The organism is Anaerotruncus colihominis, assembly GCF_010206195.1.
Classification (GTDB): domain Bacteria; phylum Bacillota; class Clostridia; order Oscillospirales; family Ruminococcaceae; genus Anaerotruncus; species Anaerotruncus colihominis_A.
Window position 1 is genome coordinate 182,632 of sequence record NZ_VIQT01000021.1, and the last position, 18,357, is coordinate 200,988.

Here is an 18,357-nt window from a genome sequence, read left to right on the forward strand (position 1 = left end):
TTTTTGAAAAAAGGCCTCAGCGAAAAACTTTATACCTTTTTTGAAAAAAGGTATGCCAAAAAACTTTCCGGCCTTTTTGAAAAAAGGCCTCAGCGAAAAACTTCATACCTTTTTTGAAAAAAAGGTATGCCAAAAAACTTTAGTCGGCTGCGCCGCGAACAGTGGGGCGGCTCCCGGCATTTATACGGGCTGCGCCGCGAACAGTGGGGCAGCTGCTACGCAAAAAACAGCGGGTCCGCAATCGCGGACCCGCTGTTTTTATCAGACGCGCCATTGGGAGACCTTGTGAAGCAAACGCACGTCAACCAGCGCATCGACGCGCGTCCCTTCAGGCTCATACGTCTGCGCATATACTTTGCCGGACGCCATGATCTCGCTGATAAGCCCTGTCCTGTCATACGGCAGCATCAGCGTGACGCGCCGATGCGTTGGGGCAAGCAGCTCCGAGGTCTTTTGCAAAAGCGCGTCAAAGCCAAAACCGGTCCGCGCCGAGATCAGTGCCGTCTGCTGATTAAGCGCGCGCGGCGCATCAGCGATCAGGTCGCATTTATTGAGAATCACAAGCATCGGGATATCTCGCGCGCCCAGCTCCTGCATCAATTGGCGCGTCACCTCGACCTGTTCGGACATTTCATCGCTGGCCGCATCGCACACGCACCACAACAGGTCGGCGCCCGCCGCCTCCTCCAGCGTCGATTGAAACGCTTCTACAAGCTGATGCGGCAGGCGGCGGACAAGTCCGACCGTATCGATCAGCATGACGGAGCGGCCATCCGGCAGTGTGAGCGCGCGCGAAGTCGGATCAAGCGTGGCGAACAGCTTATCCTCGGCCAGCACGCCCGCACCGGTCAGCGCGTTGAGCAGCGTGCTTTTGCCGACATTTGTATAACCGACAATCGCCACTGTCGTCACGCCCTCCTTTTTGCGGCGCGCCCGCAAAAGGCCGCGGCGTTTTTTCAATTCCGCAAGCTGCTCCTGTAAAGCTGCAATCCGCCGCCGGATATGGCGCCGGTCCGTCTCAAGCTGCGTCTCGCCCGGCCCCCGCGTACCGATGCCGCCGCCCAGGCGTGAAAGCGCCTTTCCCATGCCGCTAAGCCGCGGCAGCCGGTACCGCAGCTGCGCCAGCTCGACCTGGAGCTTTCCCTCGGCTGTTACGGCGCGCTGCGCAAAAATATCAAGAATCAGCGCCGTGCGGTCAACTACAGCCACGCCGCATGCGTTTTCAATGTTGCGCAGTTGGGCCGGGGACAGCTCGCAGTCAAAGATCACCAAATCCGCCCCGTCATTTTCACATAGCTGCGCCAATTCCTCCAGCCGTCCACTTCCGATTACGGTTGCCGGATCGCAGGACGGGCGCTTTTGAACCAGCTTTGCGACAGTCTGTGCGCCAGCGGTCTGCGCAAGCGCCTCCAGCTCGTCCAGCGACGCCTGTACGTCATATTCGCCTGTATCAACCGCGACCAGCACAGCGCGCTGAACCGTTTCCTTTTGATTATCGAACATAGCCTCTCCTTTGCCCCAGCGGGCCTTTTACCAAATTCTTTGCATTGCACTTCTCGCGCAGATGGGATACACTCATAATAGAAATTCATGAATTGGATGTGAACGATCGATGAAGCTTCTTCTCGCGGCCAGCGCGCCTCTGCGGCCCTATCTCGAACGGATGCTGCCCGCCTCCCCGCACCGGATCGATCCGGTCTATCTGCCGGCGGCGCCGGACGAACAGGCCCTGCGCGGACTGGCTGCCGACGCGGCTGCCTATGACGCGCTGCTGCTCGCAGACGGCGAAATCTGGCTGCCGGAGGACGGCGCGCCGATCGCCTCCTGCGCGCGCCCAATTATTCTGCCCCGTGTACATAGCGCCGCTTCCCTGCTGCTTGGCCCGGCCCGCTACCGCCGCCTGTTCCGCCGGTTTGACGGCGGCGTGTGCTGGCGGCTGCCGCTCTGCCCCGAGCCGCTGTTTGACAGCGCGCGCGGCGATTGCGCGTGTCTTTGTTATATTGCGGACGCCTCGCTCGGCCTGCCCGATGAAAGCCTTGCCGCACGCGCGGCCGCACAGGAAAACAACTGGGATTTTTTCGAGGAGGAAAGCGATTTGTCTCTGCTCGCGCGTCTTCTTTCAGGCGCATGGGACACGGACGCGTTTGACACGTTCGGCGCCTTGAGTGACCGCGCATAATGCAAAGCGATCCTGGAAAGAAAAACAGGGCGGGTCTAAAACCCGCCCTGTTTTCGCCATGCGGCGCGGTTTACTTGTCGGTCACAAACTCCTTAAACGACGTAGCCAGCCCCGCAAGCGACTGGATCTCGCTTGGAATGATGATCTTGGTGGCTTTGCCGTCCGCGGCCTTGGAGAACGCCTCCAGGCCCTTGATCCTGATGACGTTGTCGCTCGGATTCGCGTCGTTTAACATCCGCAGCGACTCCGCAAACGCCGTCTGAACCATCTTAATCGCTTCAGCCTCGCCCTGCGCTTCCCGGATTTTCTGTTCGCGGACGCCTTCCGCACGCAGGATCGCCGATTCCTTTTCAGCCTCGGCGCGTAAAATCGCAGATTCTTTTTCGCCCTCGGCCACCAGGATCTGGCTGTGTTTTTCACCTTCAGCACGCAGAATCGCTTCCCGGCGTTCGCGCTCCGCTTTCATCTGCTTTTCCATCGCGTCCTGGATTTCACGCGGCGGCAGAATATTTTTTAATTCGACGCGGTTGACCTTGATGCCCCATTTGTCCGTCGCCTCGTCGAGCGTGGCGGTGATCTTTGTATTGATGGTATCGCGTGAAGTCAGCGTGCTGTCAAGCTCCATCTCGCCGATGATATTTCTCAGCGTCGTCGCCGTCAGGTTTTCAATCGCGGACATCGGCCTCTCCACGCCATAGGTGAACAGCTTGGCGTCCGTCACCTGATAGAACACAACCGTGTCGATCTGCATGGTGACGTTATCCTTTGTAATCACAGGCTGCGGCGCAAAGTCGACCACCTGCTCCTTGAGCGAAACCTTTTTGGCGATGCGGTCGATAAACGGCACCTTGATGTGAAATCCCGTTTCCCATGTCCCGGCATATGTCCCCAGCCGTTCAACGACATAAACGGACGCCTGCGGGACAATTTTAATATTGCTGATTACAATGATCAGGATAATCAGCAGCAGAATCCCCAAAACGATCGGCATAATACAATCCTCCTCAATGTTTGTTTATTCACAAGGTTCAACGATCAATTTCACGCCGTCGATCGCAAGCACGCGCACTTTCGTATTTTCCGCGATGGCGTCTTTGCTTGTGGAGCGCGCGCTCCAGTCCAGGCCGTTCACCTTGACGCGGCCGGCGGCCAGGTCATTGTCGATCGCCTGGAGCACCACGCCCACCTGGCCAATGACGCTGTCCGCGTTTGTGCTCTGCTTTTTGACATGCAGCAGCTTTTTGGCGAGCGGGCGTGTCGCTGCCAGCAGCACCCCGGCCACAATTACAAAGATCAAAAGCTGCGACGGCCAGGGGATGTCGATCAAGGCTGTTACAAGGGCCGTTACGGCCGCGCCGATCGCCAACCAAATGGAAACAAGCTGGACGGTCAGGCCCTCCGCGACCGCAAAGGCGATCCCAAGCGCGAGCCAGATGATCGGTACATAGTTTAATTCCATGCTGGCAATCCTCCCTTCCTGATATACGGCCGGTCCCCACAGGAACCGTTGTGTTTATGATACCATGTCCGCGAAGCGGCATGGTATAGCTGTTTGCCCTGCATATATTGTACCACATTTCATGCTTATTTCACAATACGCGAATGAATTCCTATTCTGAAATTTCTGCCTACACGGATTTTTCGCAGCGCGTCATTGCGCTCTATCTTGTCCGATCGAACGCGCACGCGCCCAATCGCCCCCATACGTCCGACTGGCCGTTCTTGCCGGAGCATTGCCCTGCATGCTGTGTGGCCTTTCTTTCAAAAAAGCCCCCGCGTGAAGCGACATGCTTTGCGCGGGGGCTTTGATATATGTGTTTTAACGATAGATGGTCACGCGGATCACATCCTCAACGGCGCGCAGCTTGGCGGCCAGCTCATCGGTCGGCGCGCCCTTGAGATCGATCATCGTGTACGCGTAGTTCTGACGCGATTTATTTGTCAGATTTTCAATATTCATACCCGCGTCGGAAATCAGCACAGAAATTTTCGTCAGCATCGCGGGAATATTCCGGTGAATCAGCGCAACACGGAAATCACCGCTGCGCGGCATTGAAACGGACGGCATATTGACGGAATTTTTGATGTTCCCATTTTCCAGATAGTCGACCAGTTCCTCCGCCGCCATACGGGCGCAGTTATCCTCGCTTTCCGGTGTGGATGCGCCCAGATGCGGAATCGCCATAACGCCGGGATGGCCGAGCAGCTCGTCGCTCGGAAAATCTGTGAAATAGCAGCGGATCTGTTTTTCCTCCAGCCCGGCGAGCAGATCCTCATTGATAACCAGATCGCCGCGCGCAAAGTTGAGCAGGCGCACGCCATGGCGCATCATCTGAATGGACTGCGAATTGATCATGCCCTTTGTTTCCGGCGTGGAAGGAATATGCAGCGTGATAAAATCACAGTTTTCATAGATCTCCTTCAGGCTGGCCGCGCGGCGGATGCTGCGCGAAACGTTCCAGGCTGTCTCAACCGACATATACGGGTCGTATCCCCAGACCTCCATATCAAGATGGCGGGCAAAATTCGCTATGCGCGCGCCGATCGCGCCCAAACCGACCACACCGAGCGATTTTCCGGCCAGCTCCGGACCAACAAACTGCGATTTTCCCTTTTCAACCAACTTGGGCACCTCGTCGCCCTGTCCTTTGAGCGTCTGCGCCCACTCCATCGCTGGGTATACCCTGCGTGCGGACATCAAAAGCGCGCAGATCACCAGCTCCTTAACAGCGTTGGCGTTGGCGCCGGGGGTGTTGAATACGACGATGCCCTGCTCGCTGCACCGCTCCACAGGGATGTTGTTGACTCCCGCGCCGGCGCGCGCGATGGCCGCAAGCTCGGGACCGAGCTCCATATCGTGCATTGCGGCCGACCGGACCAAAATGCCGTTGGGAATCTCGACATGGTCGCCGCAAACATATTTGCTGCGGTCAAATACATCCATTCCATAGGGGCTGATCTTATTAAGCGTTTTAATATGATACATATCAGGCGTTCTCCTTTTCAAAGCGCGCCATCAGCGCAGCCAGCTTTTCGACGCCTTCAACCGGCATCGCATTGTAAATGGAAGCGCGCATACCGCCCACGGAACGATGGCCCTTCAGGTTGATAAATCCGGCTTTTTTCGCCTCAGCGACAAATTTGGCGTCAAGTTCGTCGCTGCCTGTCACAAACGGGATGTTCATCAGCGAGCGGTCCTCGGGGACGACTGTACCTTTAAACAGCTTTGAGCTGTCCAGGAAATCATAAAGTAGTTTCGCTTTTTTCTCATTGACCGCCTGCATGGCTTCCAGCCCGCCAATTTCGTGCTTTAGCCATTCGAGCACCAAGCCGCAGATGTAAATTGCATATGTTGGCGGCGTATTGTACATGGAGCCATTCTCAACATGGGTTGTGTAATTAAACATAGTCGGCGTTGTTTCACGCGCGCGTCCGATCAAATCCTCGCGTATAATCACTACCGTCAGTCCAGCAGGCCCCATATTCTTCTGTGCACCCGCATAAAGCAGACCGAACCGCCCGACATCGATCGGCTGCGACAGCACGCACGATGAAATATCGGCGACAAGCGGCACGTTTCCCGTTTCCGGGAGCTCATGCCAGAGTGTTCCATAGATCGTGTTATTCAGACAGATATGAAAATAATCGGCGTCCGGCGTAAAGGAAGCCGGGTCCAGCTTGGGGATATAAGAGAAGGTTCGATCCTTGGAGGAAGCGATCGCCTTACAGGAGCCATAACGCGACGCCTCCTGGTACGCTTTCGTCGCCCACTGTCCGGTCAGGACAAAATCAGCCTTCCCGGAACCGTTTAACAGATTGAGCGGGATCATCGCAAACTGGCTTGACGCGCCGCCCTGTAAAAACAGCACCTTATAATTGTCCGGGATATTCATAACTTCGCGCAGCAGCGCCTCGCAATGGTCAATGATGGCCTGATACTCCTTGGAACGATGGCTCATCTCCATGACCGATTCGCCCGTTCCCTGATAGTCGAGCATTTCAGACGCTGCGCGCTTGAGCACCGCCTCCGGCAGCATCGAGGGGCCTGCCGAGAAATTGTAAACCCTTCCCAATATAATTACCTCCCTGTGTTCAAATTTGGCCCAACATCCATTTTATATGGACCATACCCGAAAAAAATCATTACCGTCATTATATTTCGATTTCGCGTATTCGTCAATCCTGCTGGGCGCGGCGTAACGATTCCCCTCCAGACGTTCCGGCGTGCGCCGGATACGCTTGCACCAAACAGGGGTGGGGATAATATAAGGGGAGGGGCAGTGACCCTCCCCTTATGAGGCGCGAAAAGGGGCGCTGCCGCAGCCTGTCCGCGCCCGGCGCTATAGCGCCGGAAGGCTCCGAATAGCCGGCGGGCAAGCGTAGCGGCCGGCGGTGAGCGAACCGCACACGGATTGCCCACGTCCCCGGTCACGCGCCTGCAATCCGCCCCCGGTCCATCACAATTGTCTCGTCGCACAGGCCCGCAGCCTCGTCGGCGTCCGAAGTCAGCCACAGCACAGCCGCGCCGTTTTGCAGCAGTTTGTTTACCTCAAAATAGAGGCGCATCCGCGCCGGGATATCGACGCCGGCCGTCGCGTCACAAAGAATATAAACAATACCGCGGCGGCGTATGGCGCGTTCGACCAGCTCGCGGCGGCGGTTGCCGCCGGTGATGTATTCCCCGCGCTCGCGCATACCAATATAAGCGCCGAAGGTGCGGCCCAGCCGCTTGGTAAAGATTTCCCATCCAACGCTTGCGCGCACGCCCAGTCCGTCGCGCCGGCCGCCCTGCGAAGCCTGATCATAGGAGCGGATCAGCGCTTCATCCTGTGCGTCGAGCGCAAGCACGACGCCTGCGTTCATTGCCGCGACCGGCGAACGCGGCTCCAGCGGCCTGCCGCCGACATACAACGTTCCCGTATATTCATACAGCCCCGCCAAAGCGCGCGCAAGCCCCTCCTTGCCGCACCCCGCTGCGCCTGTCAAAGCAATGATCTGCCCGCGCCGCAGCGTCAGTGATACGTCCGAAAAGTCCGGCCCGCACAGATGTTCGGCGCGCAACGCCTCGTCTCCCAATTCAACCGGTTCCCGTTTGTAGAGATCTTTGGCTTTGATGCCATAGACCGCTTCGATCAGCGCAGCCTTATCAAATGTACTGGCCGGAGCCTCGCGCACAAGCGCGCCCTCCTCCATCACACATACCGTATCTGCCACGGCAAGCACCTCATCGAGATCGTGCGAGATAATCAAAAACGATTTGCCGCGCGCTTTCAGTCCGTTGACCGCATGATACAGGCATTGCTTTTCCTCTGCATTCAGATGCGTCGACGGCTCATCCAGTAAAAAAATCTTTGCATTCTCAGAGATGCACGCGCGCGCGATCTGAATCAACTGGCGCTGTGCCGGACTGAGCGCAGACGCCGGCGCGCGCGGATCAATCGACAACCCCATATCACGAAACAATTCCTGCGCGGCGGCGATCATACGCCTGTTGCTGATCACCGGCAGGCCCGATGCACGCAGCTCCTGCCCAAAAAAGATGTTTTCATAGACCGACAGATTCATAAATAACTGCTGGTTCTGCGCCGTCAGGATCAGACCATTGGCGGTGGCCTCCGTCGTATTGCGGATCGCTGTGCGGCGGCCATCTATATATATCTCTCCGCTATCCGCCTCAAATACGCCCATCATTACCGAAAACAACGTGCTTTTACCCGAGGCATTGCGCCCTACGATGGCGCATACCTCCCCTTCGCGCAGCGTCAGGTCAATATCATGCAGATAAAATTCACTGTTGATCCGGCGGCATAAACCGCGCAATTCCAGAATCGTGCGTTTTTCCATCGGTACCATCACCCCTTGGCCGCCCCGCTATCGGCTCGCGGCTTCCAAAACCGCCGCGGCTTTTGCCACGTCAAGGCCCTTGTCCTCGTCAAATTTCCCGCGCCCCAGATAGGCGCCGAGCTTTGAAAGCTTAATGACGTTGTCCGCCTTGAGAAAGCTTTCCGTTTTTTTGCCGCCGACAGTTATAACAGCGACGCTGTCGACGTTCACCCTGTATCCCGCCTCGCGCAGCAATGTGATGACGCGGCCGGAGCACTGCTGCGCATGAATACGCGGATTGTCGGCGGCATACCGCTTGCCGCCGTCGTTGATAATCCATTGCTTGTCGTCGTTGGCGCCGTAATATTCGCCGCCATAGCACAAATCATATACAAGCAGCACGCCGAAATAACCCACCAACACATGATCGGCCCAACCGGACAGCCCTCCTGAAACAAGCCGCACATTGTCCAGCACGCGAAAGCCGCGCGGCGCTGCAAATGTACGCAGCCGTTTGGATACTTTACGCTTTTCATTTTCGACCGTATCGGGATGCGCCTTTTTATAAATAAAAAGCGCGACGCCAATGATGAACACCACGGCGCAAAGCGCCAGAAAAATCATTTGTCCTGTTTGCATAATGTGTCTCCCCCCGCATATTGCGCAATGATCTGCACAACGCCGGACCGCGCAAAACCATCCGCAGATCATCCAGCCCCTTCACCGGTATGGCCGGTTATGATGAAGCTATTGTATCATAGATTGCCCCGCTTTGGCAACCGCATGGCTTCCAAAAGACGGCGCTTGACGAATCGCGCTGATGCGGTATACTATTAACAGCCGGTTTCAGTACGCCTGCAAAGGCGAAAGCGCCGCCTCTGCGGCTGCTAGCCATGGCGGCCGCAAGTCTGTCCCTGGCCACGGCGCTTTTATTTCTGTTTATGCCGCGCAAGTGCGGCGGAATGGGGGATATTTATGATTCAATATATACGGCGTCTCGCGCTGTGCTGTGCGCTGCTCGCCAGCCTGAGCCTGGCCGCCTGCGGCGGCAATCAGCCTGCCGCCGACAGCGGCGTGGCCGTCATGCGGACAGGGCCTGTTGTCAGCGAGCCCGACCCGGAGGCCGCCATTGAAAAAATTTATGAAACGGTTGCGATCGACGGCCTGTCCAATGCTTCCGAGGAGGATTTGACGGACAAGTTCTTTATTGATACGTTGCTTCTGGATGAGTTTTATGTTCGTTATTCCTCGGGCCGGTTCGGCGTGGCTGATGTGTTTATTCTCAAGCCGTCAAGCCAGAACGACGCGCCCAAGGTGCGCGAGATGCTGGAAAGCGTCAAGCTTTCACGGATTAAGGAATTTGAAAATTATGATGTTTACGATTCCTATCAGATCGCGCAGGACGCCCAGATATTTGAGCAGGGCGGCTATATTATCATGCTGACGCTTGCTGATACCGAGCGCGCGCGCACGATCATTGATCAGTATATTCCGCGCACCTGATAACGGCGCGCCGAAAGGAGCCGACCCATGTCCAAAGCGAATCCGGCCGGCCGCGTCGCCCTCTTTGACGAGGTGCGCGGCCTGTGCCTGATCCTGATGGTGTTTTATCATGCCATGCTCGATCTCGTTACAAGCGGCCTCAATCTGACATGGTTTTTTTCACCGGTTATGCAGCGGTTTTTGCAGCCGGCTGTCGCCGGTACCTTTATCTTTATTTCCGGCGCGGTCAGCCGCTATTCGCGCAGCAACCTGCGGCGCGGGATGGCGGCGCTCGCCTGTGCCTTCTCTGTGACGGCCGTCACCTTCTTTGCCATGCCGGCCACGCCCGATCTCTTCGGCATTCTGCATCTTTTGGGCGTGTGTATGCTGCTGTTTATTCCGCTGCGGCCGCTGCTTGACCGGATCCAGCCCGCCGCCGGCGTTTGTCTGTTCGCAGTCTGCTTTTTGGCAACGTACAATCTTCCCTGGCATATCGCTGGTATGGGGCCGCTGTCCGTGCGGCTGCCGGACGCGCTGTATACAAATCCGTATCTGTTCTGGCTCGGCCTGCCTGCGCCGGGATTTGTCTCCGCTGATTATTTCCCGTTTTTCCCATGGGCGTTTGTATTTTTCGCCGGGTCCTGCTTTGGCGTTTTGGCAAAGAAAAAACGCCTGCCGGCGGTGTTTTACCGCGGGCATTGCGCCGCGCTTTCATGGATTGGGCGTCATTCCCTGTTGATCTATCTGGCTCATCAGCCCCTGCTGATCGGCCTGTTTGCCATCGTGCTCCCGCTGTTCGGCTATCAGGTCGCGTTTTAACAGCCTGTAACCATTTTTTACGCACGGGATTTAAGGGTTGAAGGAGCTGACTTTATTATGATTATTGAACGGCTTGACGGTTGCTTTTCGGTCTGTAAGCTTCCAGATTTTTCACTGGTCGATTGGTCAGACCCTCTTCTCTTTCTGGCTAGGACGGACGCCGAATACTCCCTCGTCTGTTCGACTGGCCGGGCGCCTGCGAACGCTTGCTCCTGTGAACATGGGTGGCGCGCGCTGCGCATTGCGGGGACGCTTGATTTTTCACTGACCGGTGTGCTTTCCAGACTTACCGCGCTCCTGGCCGCTGCCCAAATTCCTGTCTTTGCAGTATCAACATATGACACGGATTACATCCTGACGCGTGAAACTGATTTTGACCGCGCCATTCACGTGCTTGCCAACGGAGGCTACACGATCGCATGTCAACAGAACACTGCGGACTGTTTTTAGGGGGCGCACTCCCCTCCCATGGACAAAAAAAGGGACCGGATGTCCTGACATCCGGTCCGAATCTGTTTGAGGTGTGTTTTGAGGAGGGTAGAGATACTCAAGATATTTGCGGCTAATCTTGAGTACGTTTTTATTATACCCCAATTCAAAATTTGTTTGTTACGGACTTATGTCTGAATTATAAAAAAAAGTGATATCTTCTCTTAACAAACTATAAATACCGGTAACATATGTTTCAAAATTGTGCGCTGTTTTACCTGTGGCGTCAGCGATAGCAGGAAGGAATTTGCATTCTATTTTTCTCTTTGTTATAATATCTTCTGGATGCTTTTCCAAAAGCTCGACAGCTCAACGCTTGCAGGCAGCATGCCAGCCACGCGGCGTCCGTCACGGATTATTTTGCCGGTGGAACAGCCGCCTCTGAACAGGCTCTTGCAGCCTGCATAAACGCAGTATCTGCCCCACTGTTCGCGGCGCAGCCGACTAAAGTTTTTTGGCATACTTTTTTTCAAAAAAGGTATGAAGTTTTTCGCTGAGGCCTTTTTTCAAAAAGGCCGGAAAGAAGGAGGGGCCATGCGGGATCTGAACGCCAAGGAAGCAGCTGTGCTCGAGGTTGTCCGTGACGCAATCGATCACGGGCTTGCCCCAAGCGTGCGGGAAATATGTGCACGCCTTGGTATGAAATCTACATCGACCGCACATCGCTATTTAAAAAGCCTTGAAGAAAAAGGATATATTGAACGTAAAGGCCGCCTTAATAGGGCGATCCGCCTGCCATGCGACGATGTGACGCGCGTCCCGCTTGTTGGCACAGTGACAGCCGGCCAGCCAATCCTTGCTGTTGAATCCATTGAAGCGTATCTTCCCGTACCGGTACGCAGCGACGCCAAGGAGCTGTTTGCGCTGCGTGTGCGCGGCTCCAGCATGATCAAAGCAGCTATCCTGGACGGCGACATTGTTATAGTACAGCGGCGTGACAACGCCGATAACGGCGATATCGTAGTTGCGCTGATCGGCGACGAGGCTACAGTCAAGCGGTTTTTCCGTGAAAAAAACCGCTACCGCCTCCAGCCGGAAAACGACGCGATGGAACCGATTTATACGGATCATGTGACAATTCTCGGCCAGGTGGTTGCACTGATCCGTGAATTTTGACAGACCCCGCGTTGGGCAGCCACAGCTCATACAGCAGCCTTTGAAAGGACTGAACAGAATTTGATTAAAGCAATTTTTTTCGATATTGACGGCACGCTTGTCAGCTTTCAAACGCACACCATTCCGGAAAGTGCCAAGCGTGCGCTCTGCACTGCGCATGCACATGGCGTGCGTCTTTTTATTGCAACGGGACGTCACAGGCTACTTTTAAAGGAAGGAAATATCCTGGGGGATCTTCCGTTTGACGGATATGTGACCTTAAATGGGCAGTACTGTTACACAAGGGACGGTCAGATGATCCATGAGCAGTGCGTCGATCCCACGGACATCGCAGGTCTGCTCGCGCGCCTTGAGGAAAAATCGAGCGCTTGCCTGCTGATCGAACGTGACCGGATGTATGCTAATCTGATCAATGAACACGTCAAACGGGCCTGGTCGGCGGTTAAATTTTCCATACCTCCGATAGGGGACGTCCGCCAAGCTCTGCACAATCATATCTATCAAATCAATCTATTCCTGCCGCAGGAGCAGGAAGCTTTCTATATGGACGCTATGCCGCACAGCATTGCGACGCGCTGGAGTCCATATTTCTCAGATATCGGGCCGCGCGGTGGTTCCAAAGCAGTCGGAATTGAAAAGCTTGCTGCACATTTTTCCATCCCGATGTCGGATGTCATGGCGATTGGCGACGGGGAGAATGACATCGATATGTTACGCGCAGCTGGTATTGGCGTCGCTATGGGTAATGCCAGCGACGCTGTTAAAAAAGTGGCCAACTATGTAACGACTGATGTTGATCATGATGGTATCCTCAACGCCTTTAAACAATTCCTGCCGTTTATTTTTTAACAGAACCAATCTCCTATAAAGATAATAATTATTTTTGATTGAATGAGCATCTGGGATCTTCGGCCTGGATGCTCATCATTTAGATCATTTTATATAATAAAAAGCCTTCACTATAAAGTGAAGGCTTTTTGTGCTGGCGAAGACCTATCTTCCCAGGTAGTCACCCACCAAGTATTGTCGGCACAACTGAGCTTAACTACTGTGTTCGGGATGGGAACAGGTGGGACCTCAGCGTAATAAACACCAGCAATTGGCTCCCCAAGTTGGACTCGAACCAACGACCCTGCGGTTAACAGCCGCATGCTCTACCGGCTGAGCTATTGAGGAATATAAAAGAAGATGGATGCCGCAGCATGAGAAACATACTGCGGCAAGTGCTGGCAAAGACCTATCTTTCCAGGCAGTCACCCGCCAAGTATTGTCGGCACAACTGAGCTTAACTGCTGTGTTCGGGATGGGAACAGGTGGGACCTCAGCGTAATAAATACCAGCTATGGAAACGACATATTTCACCGACAGAAGTACCCTTCCGCATCGCCTGCCGTAAAGGCTCTGTATATATCATCCACCGCACATAGGCGGCTATGACCTCTGGTGACCCGTGCGGGAATCGAACCCGCGTTACCGGCGTGAGAGGCCGGTGTCTTAACCGCTTGACCAACGGGCCGTCTCGTGCGTCCCCTCGAAAGGATTGCCTTCCTCCGGTACCGCTCTTCTTTGGCCCCCTTCGGCCGGAACCTCTATCGCAAGCGCCCTAAAGGCACAGCTTCTTCTGGTGCGCCATCAGGGACTCGAACCCGGGACCCGCTGATTAAGAGTCAGCTGCTCTACCAACTGAGCTAATGGCGCATGTCTCTTCACACACCCTCAAAATCGAACAATGAAACTTCCCTGCTTTCAAAACCAAGCTTCGCCTGGTCAAGCCCTCGACCGATTAGTACCGCCTTGCTGCACGCCTCACGACGCTTCCACATGCGGCCTATCAACCTTGTAGTCTTCAAGGGGTCTTACCTGATTACTCAGTGGCATATCTTATCTTGAGGCCGGCTTCACGCTTAGATGCCTTCAGCGTTTATCCGATCCGTACTTAGCTGCCCAGCTGTGCCGTTGGCACGACAACTGGTGCACCAGAGGTACGTCCATCCCGGTCCTCTCGTACTACCACCCTCAAAATCGAACAATGAAACTTCCCTGCTTTCAAAACCAAGCTTCGCCTGGTCAAGCCCTCGACCGATTAGTACCGCCTTGCTGCACGCCTCACGACGCTTCCACATGCGGCCTATCAACCTTGTAGTCTTCAAGGGGTCTTACCTGATTACTCAGTGGCATATCTTATCTTGAGGCCGGCTTCACGCTTAGATGCCTTCAGCGTTTATCCGATCCGTACTTAGCTGCCCAGCTGTGCCGTTGGCACGACAACTGGTGCACCAGAGGTACGTCCATCCCGGTCCTCTCGTACTAGGGACAGCTCCTCTCAAATATCCTGCGCCCACGACAGATAGGGACCGAACTGTCTCACGACGTTCTGAACCCAGCTCGCGTACCGCTTTAATTGGCGAACAGCCAAACCCTTGGGACCGAATTCAGCCCCAGGATGCGATGAGCCGACATCGAGGTGCCAAACCTCCCCGACGATGTGGACTCTTGGGGGAGATCAGCCTGTTATCCCCAGGGTAGCTTTTATCCGTTGAGCGATGGCATTTCCACTCACATACCACCGGATCACTAACTCCAACTTTCGTTACTGCTCGAACTGTCGCTCTCGCAGTTAGGCTGGCTTTTGCGTTTACACTCTYTGGCATGGTTTCCGTCCATGCTGAGCCAACCTTTGAGCGCCTCCGTTACCTTTTTGGAGGCGACCGCCCCAGTCAAACTGCCCGCCTAACACTGTCCCCCGACCGGATTCACGGCCGCAGGTTAGAATTTCAGCACCTCAAGAGTGGTATCCCAACGTCGGCTCCAGCAACACTGGCGTGCTGCCTTCTCTGCCTCCCACCTATCCTGTACATGAAATACCGAAATCCAATATTAAGCTGCAGTAAAGCTCCATGGGGTCTTTCCGTCTTGTCGCGGGTAACCGGCATCTTCACCGGTACTACAATTTCGCCGGGCGGGCTGTTGAGACAGTGTCCAGATCGTTACACCATTCGTGCGGGTCAGAACTTACCTGACAAGGAATTTCGCTACCTTAGGACCGTTATAGTTACGGCCGCCGTTTACCGGGGCTTCAATTCAGAGCTCTCACTCCTCCTCTTAACCTTCCGGCACCGGGCAGGTGTCACCCCATATACGTCATCTTTCGATTTAGCATAGAGCTGTGTTTTTGCTAAACAGTCGCCTGGACCTATTCTCTGCGGCTCCCTTTCAGGAGCACCCCTTTTCCCTAAGTTACGGGGTCAACTTGCCGAGTTCCTTAACAACCCTTCTCCCGTTGGCCTTAGAATTCTCTTCCTGTCTACCTGTGTCGGTTTGCGGTACGGGTGCCTCAGATATTCACAGAGCTTTTCTCGCCTGCCGCCAAGTATGCTTCCCTACTATATTTCAGTCCCTTTCGCCCGGGGCTACCAACGCCCGGGTCATACCCTTTGACAGTGTCCCTCTGCTTAAATCCTCCGGCAGCTACGGAATCTCTACCGTATGTGCATCGGCTACGCCTTCCGGCCTCACCTTAGCTCCCGGCTTACCCGGAGCGGACGAACCTTCCTCCGGAAACCTTAGACTTTCGGCCAATATGATTCTCACATATTTCTCGCTACTCATTCCGGCATTCTCACTCGTATACAGTCCACATGCGCTTCCGCTCATACTTCACCCCGTATACGACGCTCCCCTACCATCCCTTTCGGAATCCCAAGCTTCGGTTACACGTTTAGCCCCGTTGAATTTTCGGCGCAGAGTCACTCGACCAGTGAGCTATTACGCACTCTTTTAATGAGTGGCTGCTTCTAAGCCAACATCCTGGTTGTCTGTGCAACTCCACATCCTTTTCCACTTAACGTGTATTTGGGACCTTAGCTGTGGGTCTGGGCTTTTTCCCTTTCGACCACGAGACTTATCTCACGTAGTCTGACTGCTGTACATCAATTATCCGGCATTCAGAGTTTGATAGGGTTCAGTAACCTCTCGGCCCCTAGCCCATTCAGTGCTTTACCTCCGGTAATCTAATACAACGCTAGCCCTAAAGCTATTTCGGGGAGAACCAGCTATCTCCGGGTTCGATTGGAATTTCTCCGCTATCCACACCTCATCCGCCGCCTTTTCAACGGAGGTCGGTTCGGTCCTCCATGGGATTTTACTCCCACTTCAACCTGGACATGGATAGGTCACCCGGTTTCGGGCCCTATGCATGCAACTCTACGCCCTATTCAGACTCGGTTTCCCTTCGGCTCCACGCCTTAAGCGCTTAACCTTGCTGCATACATACGCTCGCCGGACCATTCTACAAAAGGTACCATATCACACTTTGACGTGCTCTATGTGCTTGTAGGCGCAGGGTTTCAGGTGCTMTTTCACTCCCCTCCCGGGGTGCTTTTCACCTTTCCTTCACAGTACTATTCTCTATCGGTCACTGGGGAGTATACTTACGGAATCTCGGTTGATTTCTCTTCCTCGCCCTACTTAGATGTTTCAGTTCAGGCGGTTCCCCTGACATACCTATGGATTCAGTATGCCATGACGGATCGTTACATCCGCCGGATTGCTCCATTCAGACATCCACGGATCAAGGCTTATTTGCAGCTCCCCGTGGCTTTTCGCAGCTTATCACGTCTTTCGTCGGCTCCCAGTGCCAAGGCATTCACCCTGTGCCCTTTGTAGCTTGACCATGCTTGAATCTTGGTTCTCTTTCGGCTTTATTGTAGTGCTTATACCCTTCTTTTATGATATTTGCATTACATAAAACTTTCTTGCAGTTTTGTTTCATTGTTCAATTTTCAAGGTGCGTTCTTCAAAGCCTTTCGGCTTTGTTGGTGGAGATGAGGAGGATCGAACTCCTGACCCCCTGCGTGCAAGGCAGGTCCCTGTCTGACCAGAGTCCGCCGGCTCTCTGCCGGCTTCGCTCCTTAGAAAGGAGGTGATCCAGCCGCACCTTCCGATACGGCTACCTTGTTACGACTTCACCCCAGTCATCAATCCCACCTTCGACAGCGCCCCCCTTGCGGTTAGGCTACTGGCTTCGGGTGTTACCGACTCCCATGGTGTGACGGGCGGTGTGTACAAGGCCCGGGAACGTATTCACCGCGGCATGCTGATCCGCGATTACTAGCAATTCCGACTTCATGCAGGCGGGTTGCAGCCTGCAATCTGAACTGAGACACTTTTTCGGGATTCGCTTCACCTCGCGATGTCGCCGCCCTCTGTTTAAGTGCCATTGTAGTACGTGTGTAGCCCAGGTCATAAGGGGCATGATGATTTGACGTCATCCCCACCTTCCTCCGTTTTGTCAACGGCAGTCTCATTAGAGTGCTCTTGCGTAGCAACTAATAATAGGGGTTGCGCTCGTTGCGGGACTTAACCCAACATCTCACGACACGAGCTGACGACAACCATGCACCACCTGTCTGGATGCCCCGAAGGGCTTCACCTATCTCTAGGCTATGCATCCGATGTCAAGACCTGGTAAGGTTCTTCGCGTTGCTTCGAATTAAACCACATACTCCACTGCTTGTGCGGGCCCCCGTCAATTCCTTTGAGTTTCAACCTTGCGGCCGTACTCCCCAGGTGGATTACTTATTGTGTTAACTGCGGCACGGAAGGGGTCAGTCCCCCCACACCTAGTAATCATCGTTTACAGCGTGGACTACCAGGGTATCTAATCCTGTTTGCTCCCCACGCTTTCGAGCCTCAGCGTCAGTTAAAGCCCAGCAGGCCGCCTTCGCCACTGGTGTTCCTCCTAATATCTACGCATTTCACCGCTACACTAGGAATTCCGCCTGCCTCTACTTCACTCAAGAACGGCAGTTTAGAACGCAGCCACCGGTTGAGCCGATGGATTTAACATTCTACTTGCCATCCCGCCTACGCTCCCTTTACACCCAGTAATTCCGGACAACGCTTGCTCCCTACGTATTACCGCGGCTGCTGGCACGTAGTTAGCCGGAGCTTCCTCTTTGGGTACCGTCATTTTCTTCCCCAAAGACAGAGGTTTACAATCCGAAGACCGTCTTCCCTCACGCGGCGTCGCTGCATCAGGCTTTCGCCCATTGTGCAATATCCCCCACTGCTGCCTCCCGTAGGAGTCTGGGCCGTGTCTCAGTCCCAATGTGGCCGTTCAACCTCTCAGTCCGGCTACCGATCGTCGCTTTGGTGGGCCGTTACCCCGCCAACTGGCTAATCGGACGCGAGCCCATCTTTCAGCGGATTGCTCCTTTGGTTGCAAGGACATGTGTCCCCGCAACTTCATGCGGTATTAGCAGCCGTTTCCGGCTGTTATCCCCCTCTGAAAGGCAGGTTGCTCACGTGTTACTCACCCGTCCGCCACTAAGCTTACACTCGTCCATCCGAAAACTTCAGAATGTAAGCCCCGTTCGACTTGCATGTGTTAGGCGCGCCGCCAGCGTTCGTCCTGAGCCAGGATCAAACTCTTTGATAATGGATAATGG

Annotated in this window: 13 protein-coding genes, 3 tRNA genes and 4 rRNA genes; 6 read left to right on the plus strand and 14 right to left on the minus strand. The window is 54.7% G+C overall.

Annotated elements, in window-relative coordinates:
* Positions 1 to 261 precede the first annotated feature (261 nt).
* Positions 262 to 1,503: a GTPase HflX gene (hflX, locus tag FMM72_RS15230; RefSeq protein WP_162221902.1), complete on the minus strand. Its 1,242-nt coding sequence runs from the start codon at positions 1,501 to 1,503 to the stop codon at positions 262 to 264.
* A gap of 109 nt (positions 1,504 to 1,612) precedes the next feature.
* Between hflX and FMM72_RS15235 the strand changes: the two genes are divergently transcribed.
* Positions 1,613 to 2,179, plus strand: coding sequence for a hypothetical protein (locus FMM72_RS15235; protein WP_162221903.1), 567 nt, complete (start codon positions 1,613 to 1,615; stop codon positions 2,177 to 2,179).
* A 70-nt stretch (positions 2,180 to 2,249) separates the two neighbouring features.
* Here the strand turns inward: FMM72_RS15235 and FMM72_RS15240 are convergent, their stop codons facing one another.
* From FMM72_RS15240 to FMM72_RS15265, 6 genes are all read right to left on the minus strand, one after another.
* On the minus strand, positions 2,250 to 3,170 hold the full coding sequence (locus FMM72_RS15240) for an SPFH domain-containing protein (RefSeq protein ID WP_162221904.1): 921 nt from the start codon (positions 3,168 to 3,170) through the stop codon (positions 2,250 to 2,252).
* A 24-nt stretch (positions 3,171 to 3,194) separates the two neighbouring features.
* Entirely contained in the window at positions 3,195 to 3,638 is a 444-nt protein-coding gene (locus FMM72_RS15245; RefSeq protein ID WP_160209706.1) for an NfeD family protein, read from the minus strand.
* A 360-nt stretch (positions 3,639 to 3,998) separates the two neighbouring features.
* Positions 3,999 to 5,165 (minus strand): 3-phosphoglycerate dehydrogenase family protein, encoded by a 1,167-nt coding sequence (locus tag FMM72_RS15250; protein ID WP_160209705.1) that lies wholly within the window; start codon positions 5,163 to 5,165, stop codon positions 3,999 to 4,001.
* Position 5,166: 1 nt separating this feature from the next.
* On the minus strand, positions 5,167 to 6,252 hold the full coding sequence (gene serC / locus FMM72_RS15255) for a 3-phosphoserine/phosphohydroxythreonine transaminase (protein WP_162221905.1): 1,086 nt from the start codon (positions 6,250 to 6,252) through the stop codon (positions 5,167 to 5,169).
* A 355-nt stretch (positions 6,253 to 6,607) separates the two neighbouring features.
* Positions 6,608 to 8,032: an ATP-binding cassette domain-containing protein gene (locus FMM72_RS15260; RefSeq protein ID WP_243157849.1), complete on the minus strand. Its 1,425-nt coding sequence runs from the start codon at positions 8,030 to 8,032 to the stop codon at positions 6,608 to 6,610.
* Between the two features lie 18 nt (positions 8,033 to 8,050).
* Positions 8,051 to 8,641 (minus strand): nuclease-related domain-containing protein, encoded by a 591-nt coding sequence (locus tag FMM72_RS15265; RefSeq protein ID WP_160209702.1) that lies wholly within the window; start codon positions 8,639 to 8,641, stop codon positions 8,051 to 8,053.
* Between the two features lie 336 nt (positions 8,642 to 8,977).
* On the opposite strand from FMM72_RS15265, the gene FMM72_RS15270 reads away from it, so the two are divergent.
* The 5 genes from FMM72_RS15270 to FMM72_RS15290 all read left to right on the plus strand — a co-directional run bounded on the left by FMM72_RS15270 (position 8,978) and on the right by FMM72_RS15290 (position 12,757).
* Entirely contained in the window at positions 8,978 to 9,505 is a 528-nt protein-coding gene (locus tag FMM72_RS15270; protein WP_162221907.1) for a DUF4358 domain-containing protein, read from the plus strand.
* Positions 9,506 to 9,532: 27 nt separating this feature from the next.
* Entirely contained in the window at positions 9,533 to 10,303 is a 771-nt protein-coding gene (locus tag FMM72_RS15275) for a heparan-alpha-glucosaminide N-acetyltransferase domain-containing protein (protein ID WP_160209700.1), read from the plus strand.
* Positions 10,304 to 10,360: 57 nt separating this feature from the next.
* Positions 10,361 to 10,753, plus strand: coding sequence for an ACT domain-containing protein (locus FMM72_RS15280; RefSeq protein WP_162221908.1), 393 nt, complete (start codon positions 10,361 to 10,363; stop codon positions 10,751 to 10,753).
* 573 nt (positions 10,754 to 11,326) lie between these two features.
* Positions 11,327 to 11,908, plus strand: coding sequence for a transcriptional repressor LexA (gene lexA / locus FMM72_RS15285; RefSeq protein WP_162221909.1), 582 nt, complete (start codon positions 11,327 to 11,329; stop codon positions 11,906 to 11,908).
* 60 nt (positions 11,909 to 11,968) lie between these two features.
* A complete protein-coding gene (locus FMM72_RS15290; RefSeq protein WP_162221910.1) occupies positions 11,969 to 12,757 on the plus strand; it encodes a Cof-type HAD-IIB family hydrolase in 789 nt (262 codons plus the stop codon).
* Positions 12,758 to 12,888: 131 nt separating this feature from the next.
* Here FMM72_RS15290 and rrf (FMM72_RS15295) read toward each other — a convergent pair.
* The 7 genes from rrf (FMM72_RS15295) to FMM72_RS15325 form a co-directional block, all read right to left on the minus strand.
* Positions 12,889 to 13,005: ribosomal RNA gene (gene rrf / locus FMM72_RS15295) — 5S ribosomal RNA — on the minus strand.
* Between the two features lie 3 nt (positions 13,006 to 13,008).
* Positions 13,009 to 13,084 (minus strand) — tRNA-Asn (locus tag FMM72_RS15300).
* A gap of 48 nt (positions 13,085 to 13,132) precedes the next feature.
* Positions 13,133 to 13,249 (minus strand): 5S ribosomal RNA (gene rrf, locus FMM72_RS15305).
* Positions 13,250 to 13,349: 100 nt separating this feature from the next.
* Positions 13,350 to 13,424 (minus strand) — tRNA-Glu (locus FMM72_RS15310).
* 106 nt (positions 13,425 to 13,530) lie between these two features.
* A tRNA-Lys gene (locus FMM72_RS15315) sits at positions 13,531 to 13,606 on the minus strand.
* A gap of 365 nt (positions 13,607 to 13,971) precedes the next feature.
* A 23S ribosomal RNA gene (locus tag FMM72_RS15320) occupies positions 13,972 to 16,580 on the minus strand.
* Between the two features lie 242 nt (positions 16,581 to 16,822).
* Positions 16,823 to 18,347 (minus strand): 16S ribosomal RNA (locus tag FMM72_RS15325).
* The 16S, 23S and 5S rRNA genes sit together here with 3 tRNA genes alongside, the layout of an rRNA operon.
* Between the last annotated feature and the right edge of the window lie 10 nt (positions 18,348 to 18,357).

Excerpts from the sequence above, each read along its gene's own strand:
- hflX (WP_162221902.1), bottom strand. The coding sequence starts at position 1,503 with ATGTTCGATAATCAAAAGGAAACGGTTCAGCGCGCTGTGCTGGTCGCG.
- FMM72_RS15235 (WP_162221903.1), top strand. The coding sequence starts at position 1,613 with ATGAAGCTTCTTCTCGCGGCCAGCGCGCCTCTGCGGCCCTATCTCGAA.
- FMM72_RS15240 (WP_162221904.1), bottom strand. The coding sequence starts at position 3,170 with ATGCCGATCGTTTTGGGGATTCTGCTGCTGATTATCCTGATCATTGTA.
- FMM72_RS15245 (WP_160209706.1), bottom strand. The coding sequence starts at position 3,638 with ATGGAATTAAACTATGTACCGATCATCTGGCTCGCGCTTGGGATCGCC.
- FMM72_RS15250 (WP_160209705.1), bottom strand. The coding sequence starts at position 5,165 with ATGTATCATATTAAAACGCTTAATAAGATCAGCCCCTATGGAATGGAT.
- FMM72_RS15260 (WP_243157849.1), bottom strand. The coding sequence starts at position 8,032 with ATGGTACCGATGGAAAAACGCACGATTCTGGAATTGCGCGGTTTATGC.
- FMM72_RS15265 (WP_160209702.1), bottom strand. The coding sequence starts at position 8,641 with ATGCAAACAGGACAAATGATTTTTCTGGCGCTTTGCGCCGTGGTGTTC.
- FMM72_RS15270 (WP_162221907.1), top strand. The coding sequence starts at position 8,978 with ATGATTCAATATATACGGCGTCTCGCGCTGTGCTGTGCGCTGCTCGCC.
- FMM72_RS15275 (WP_160209700.1), top strand. The coding sequence starts at position 9,533 with ATGTCCAAAGCGAATCCGGCCGGCCGCGTCGCCCTCTTTGACGAGGTG.
- FMM72_RS15280 (WP_162221908.1), top strand. The coding sequence starts at position 10,361 with ATGATTATTGAACGGCTTGACGGTTGCTTTTCGGTCTGTAAGCTTCCA.
- lexA (WP_162221909.1), top strand. The coding sequence starts at position 11,327 with ATGCGGGATCTGAACGCCAAGGAAGCAGCTGTGCTCGAGGTTGTCCGT.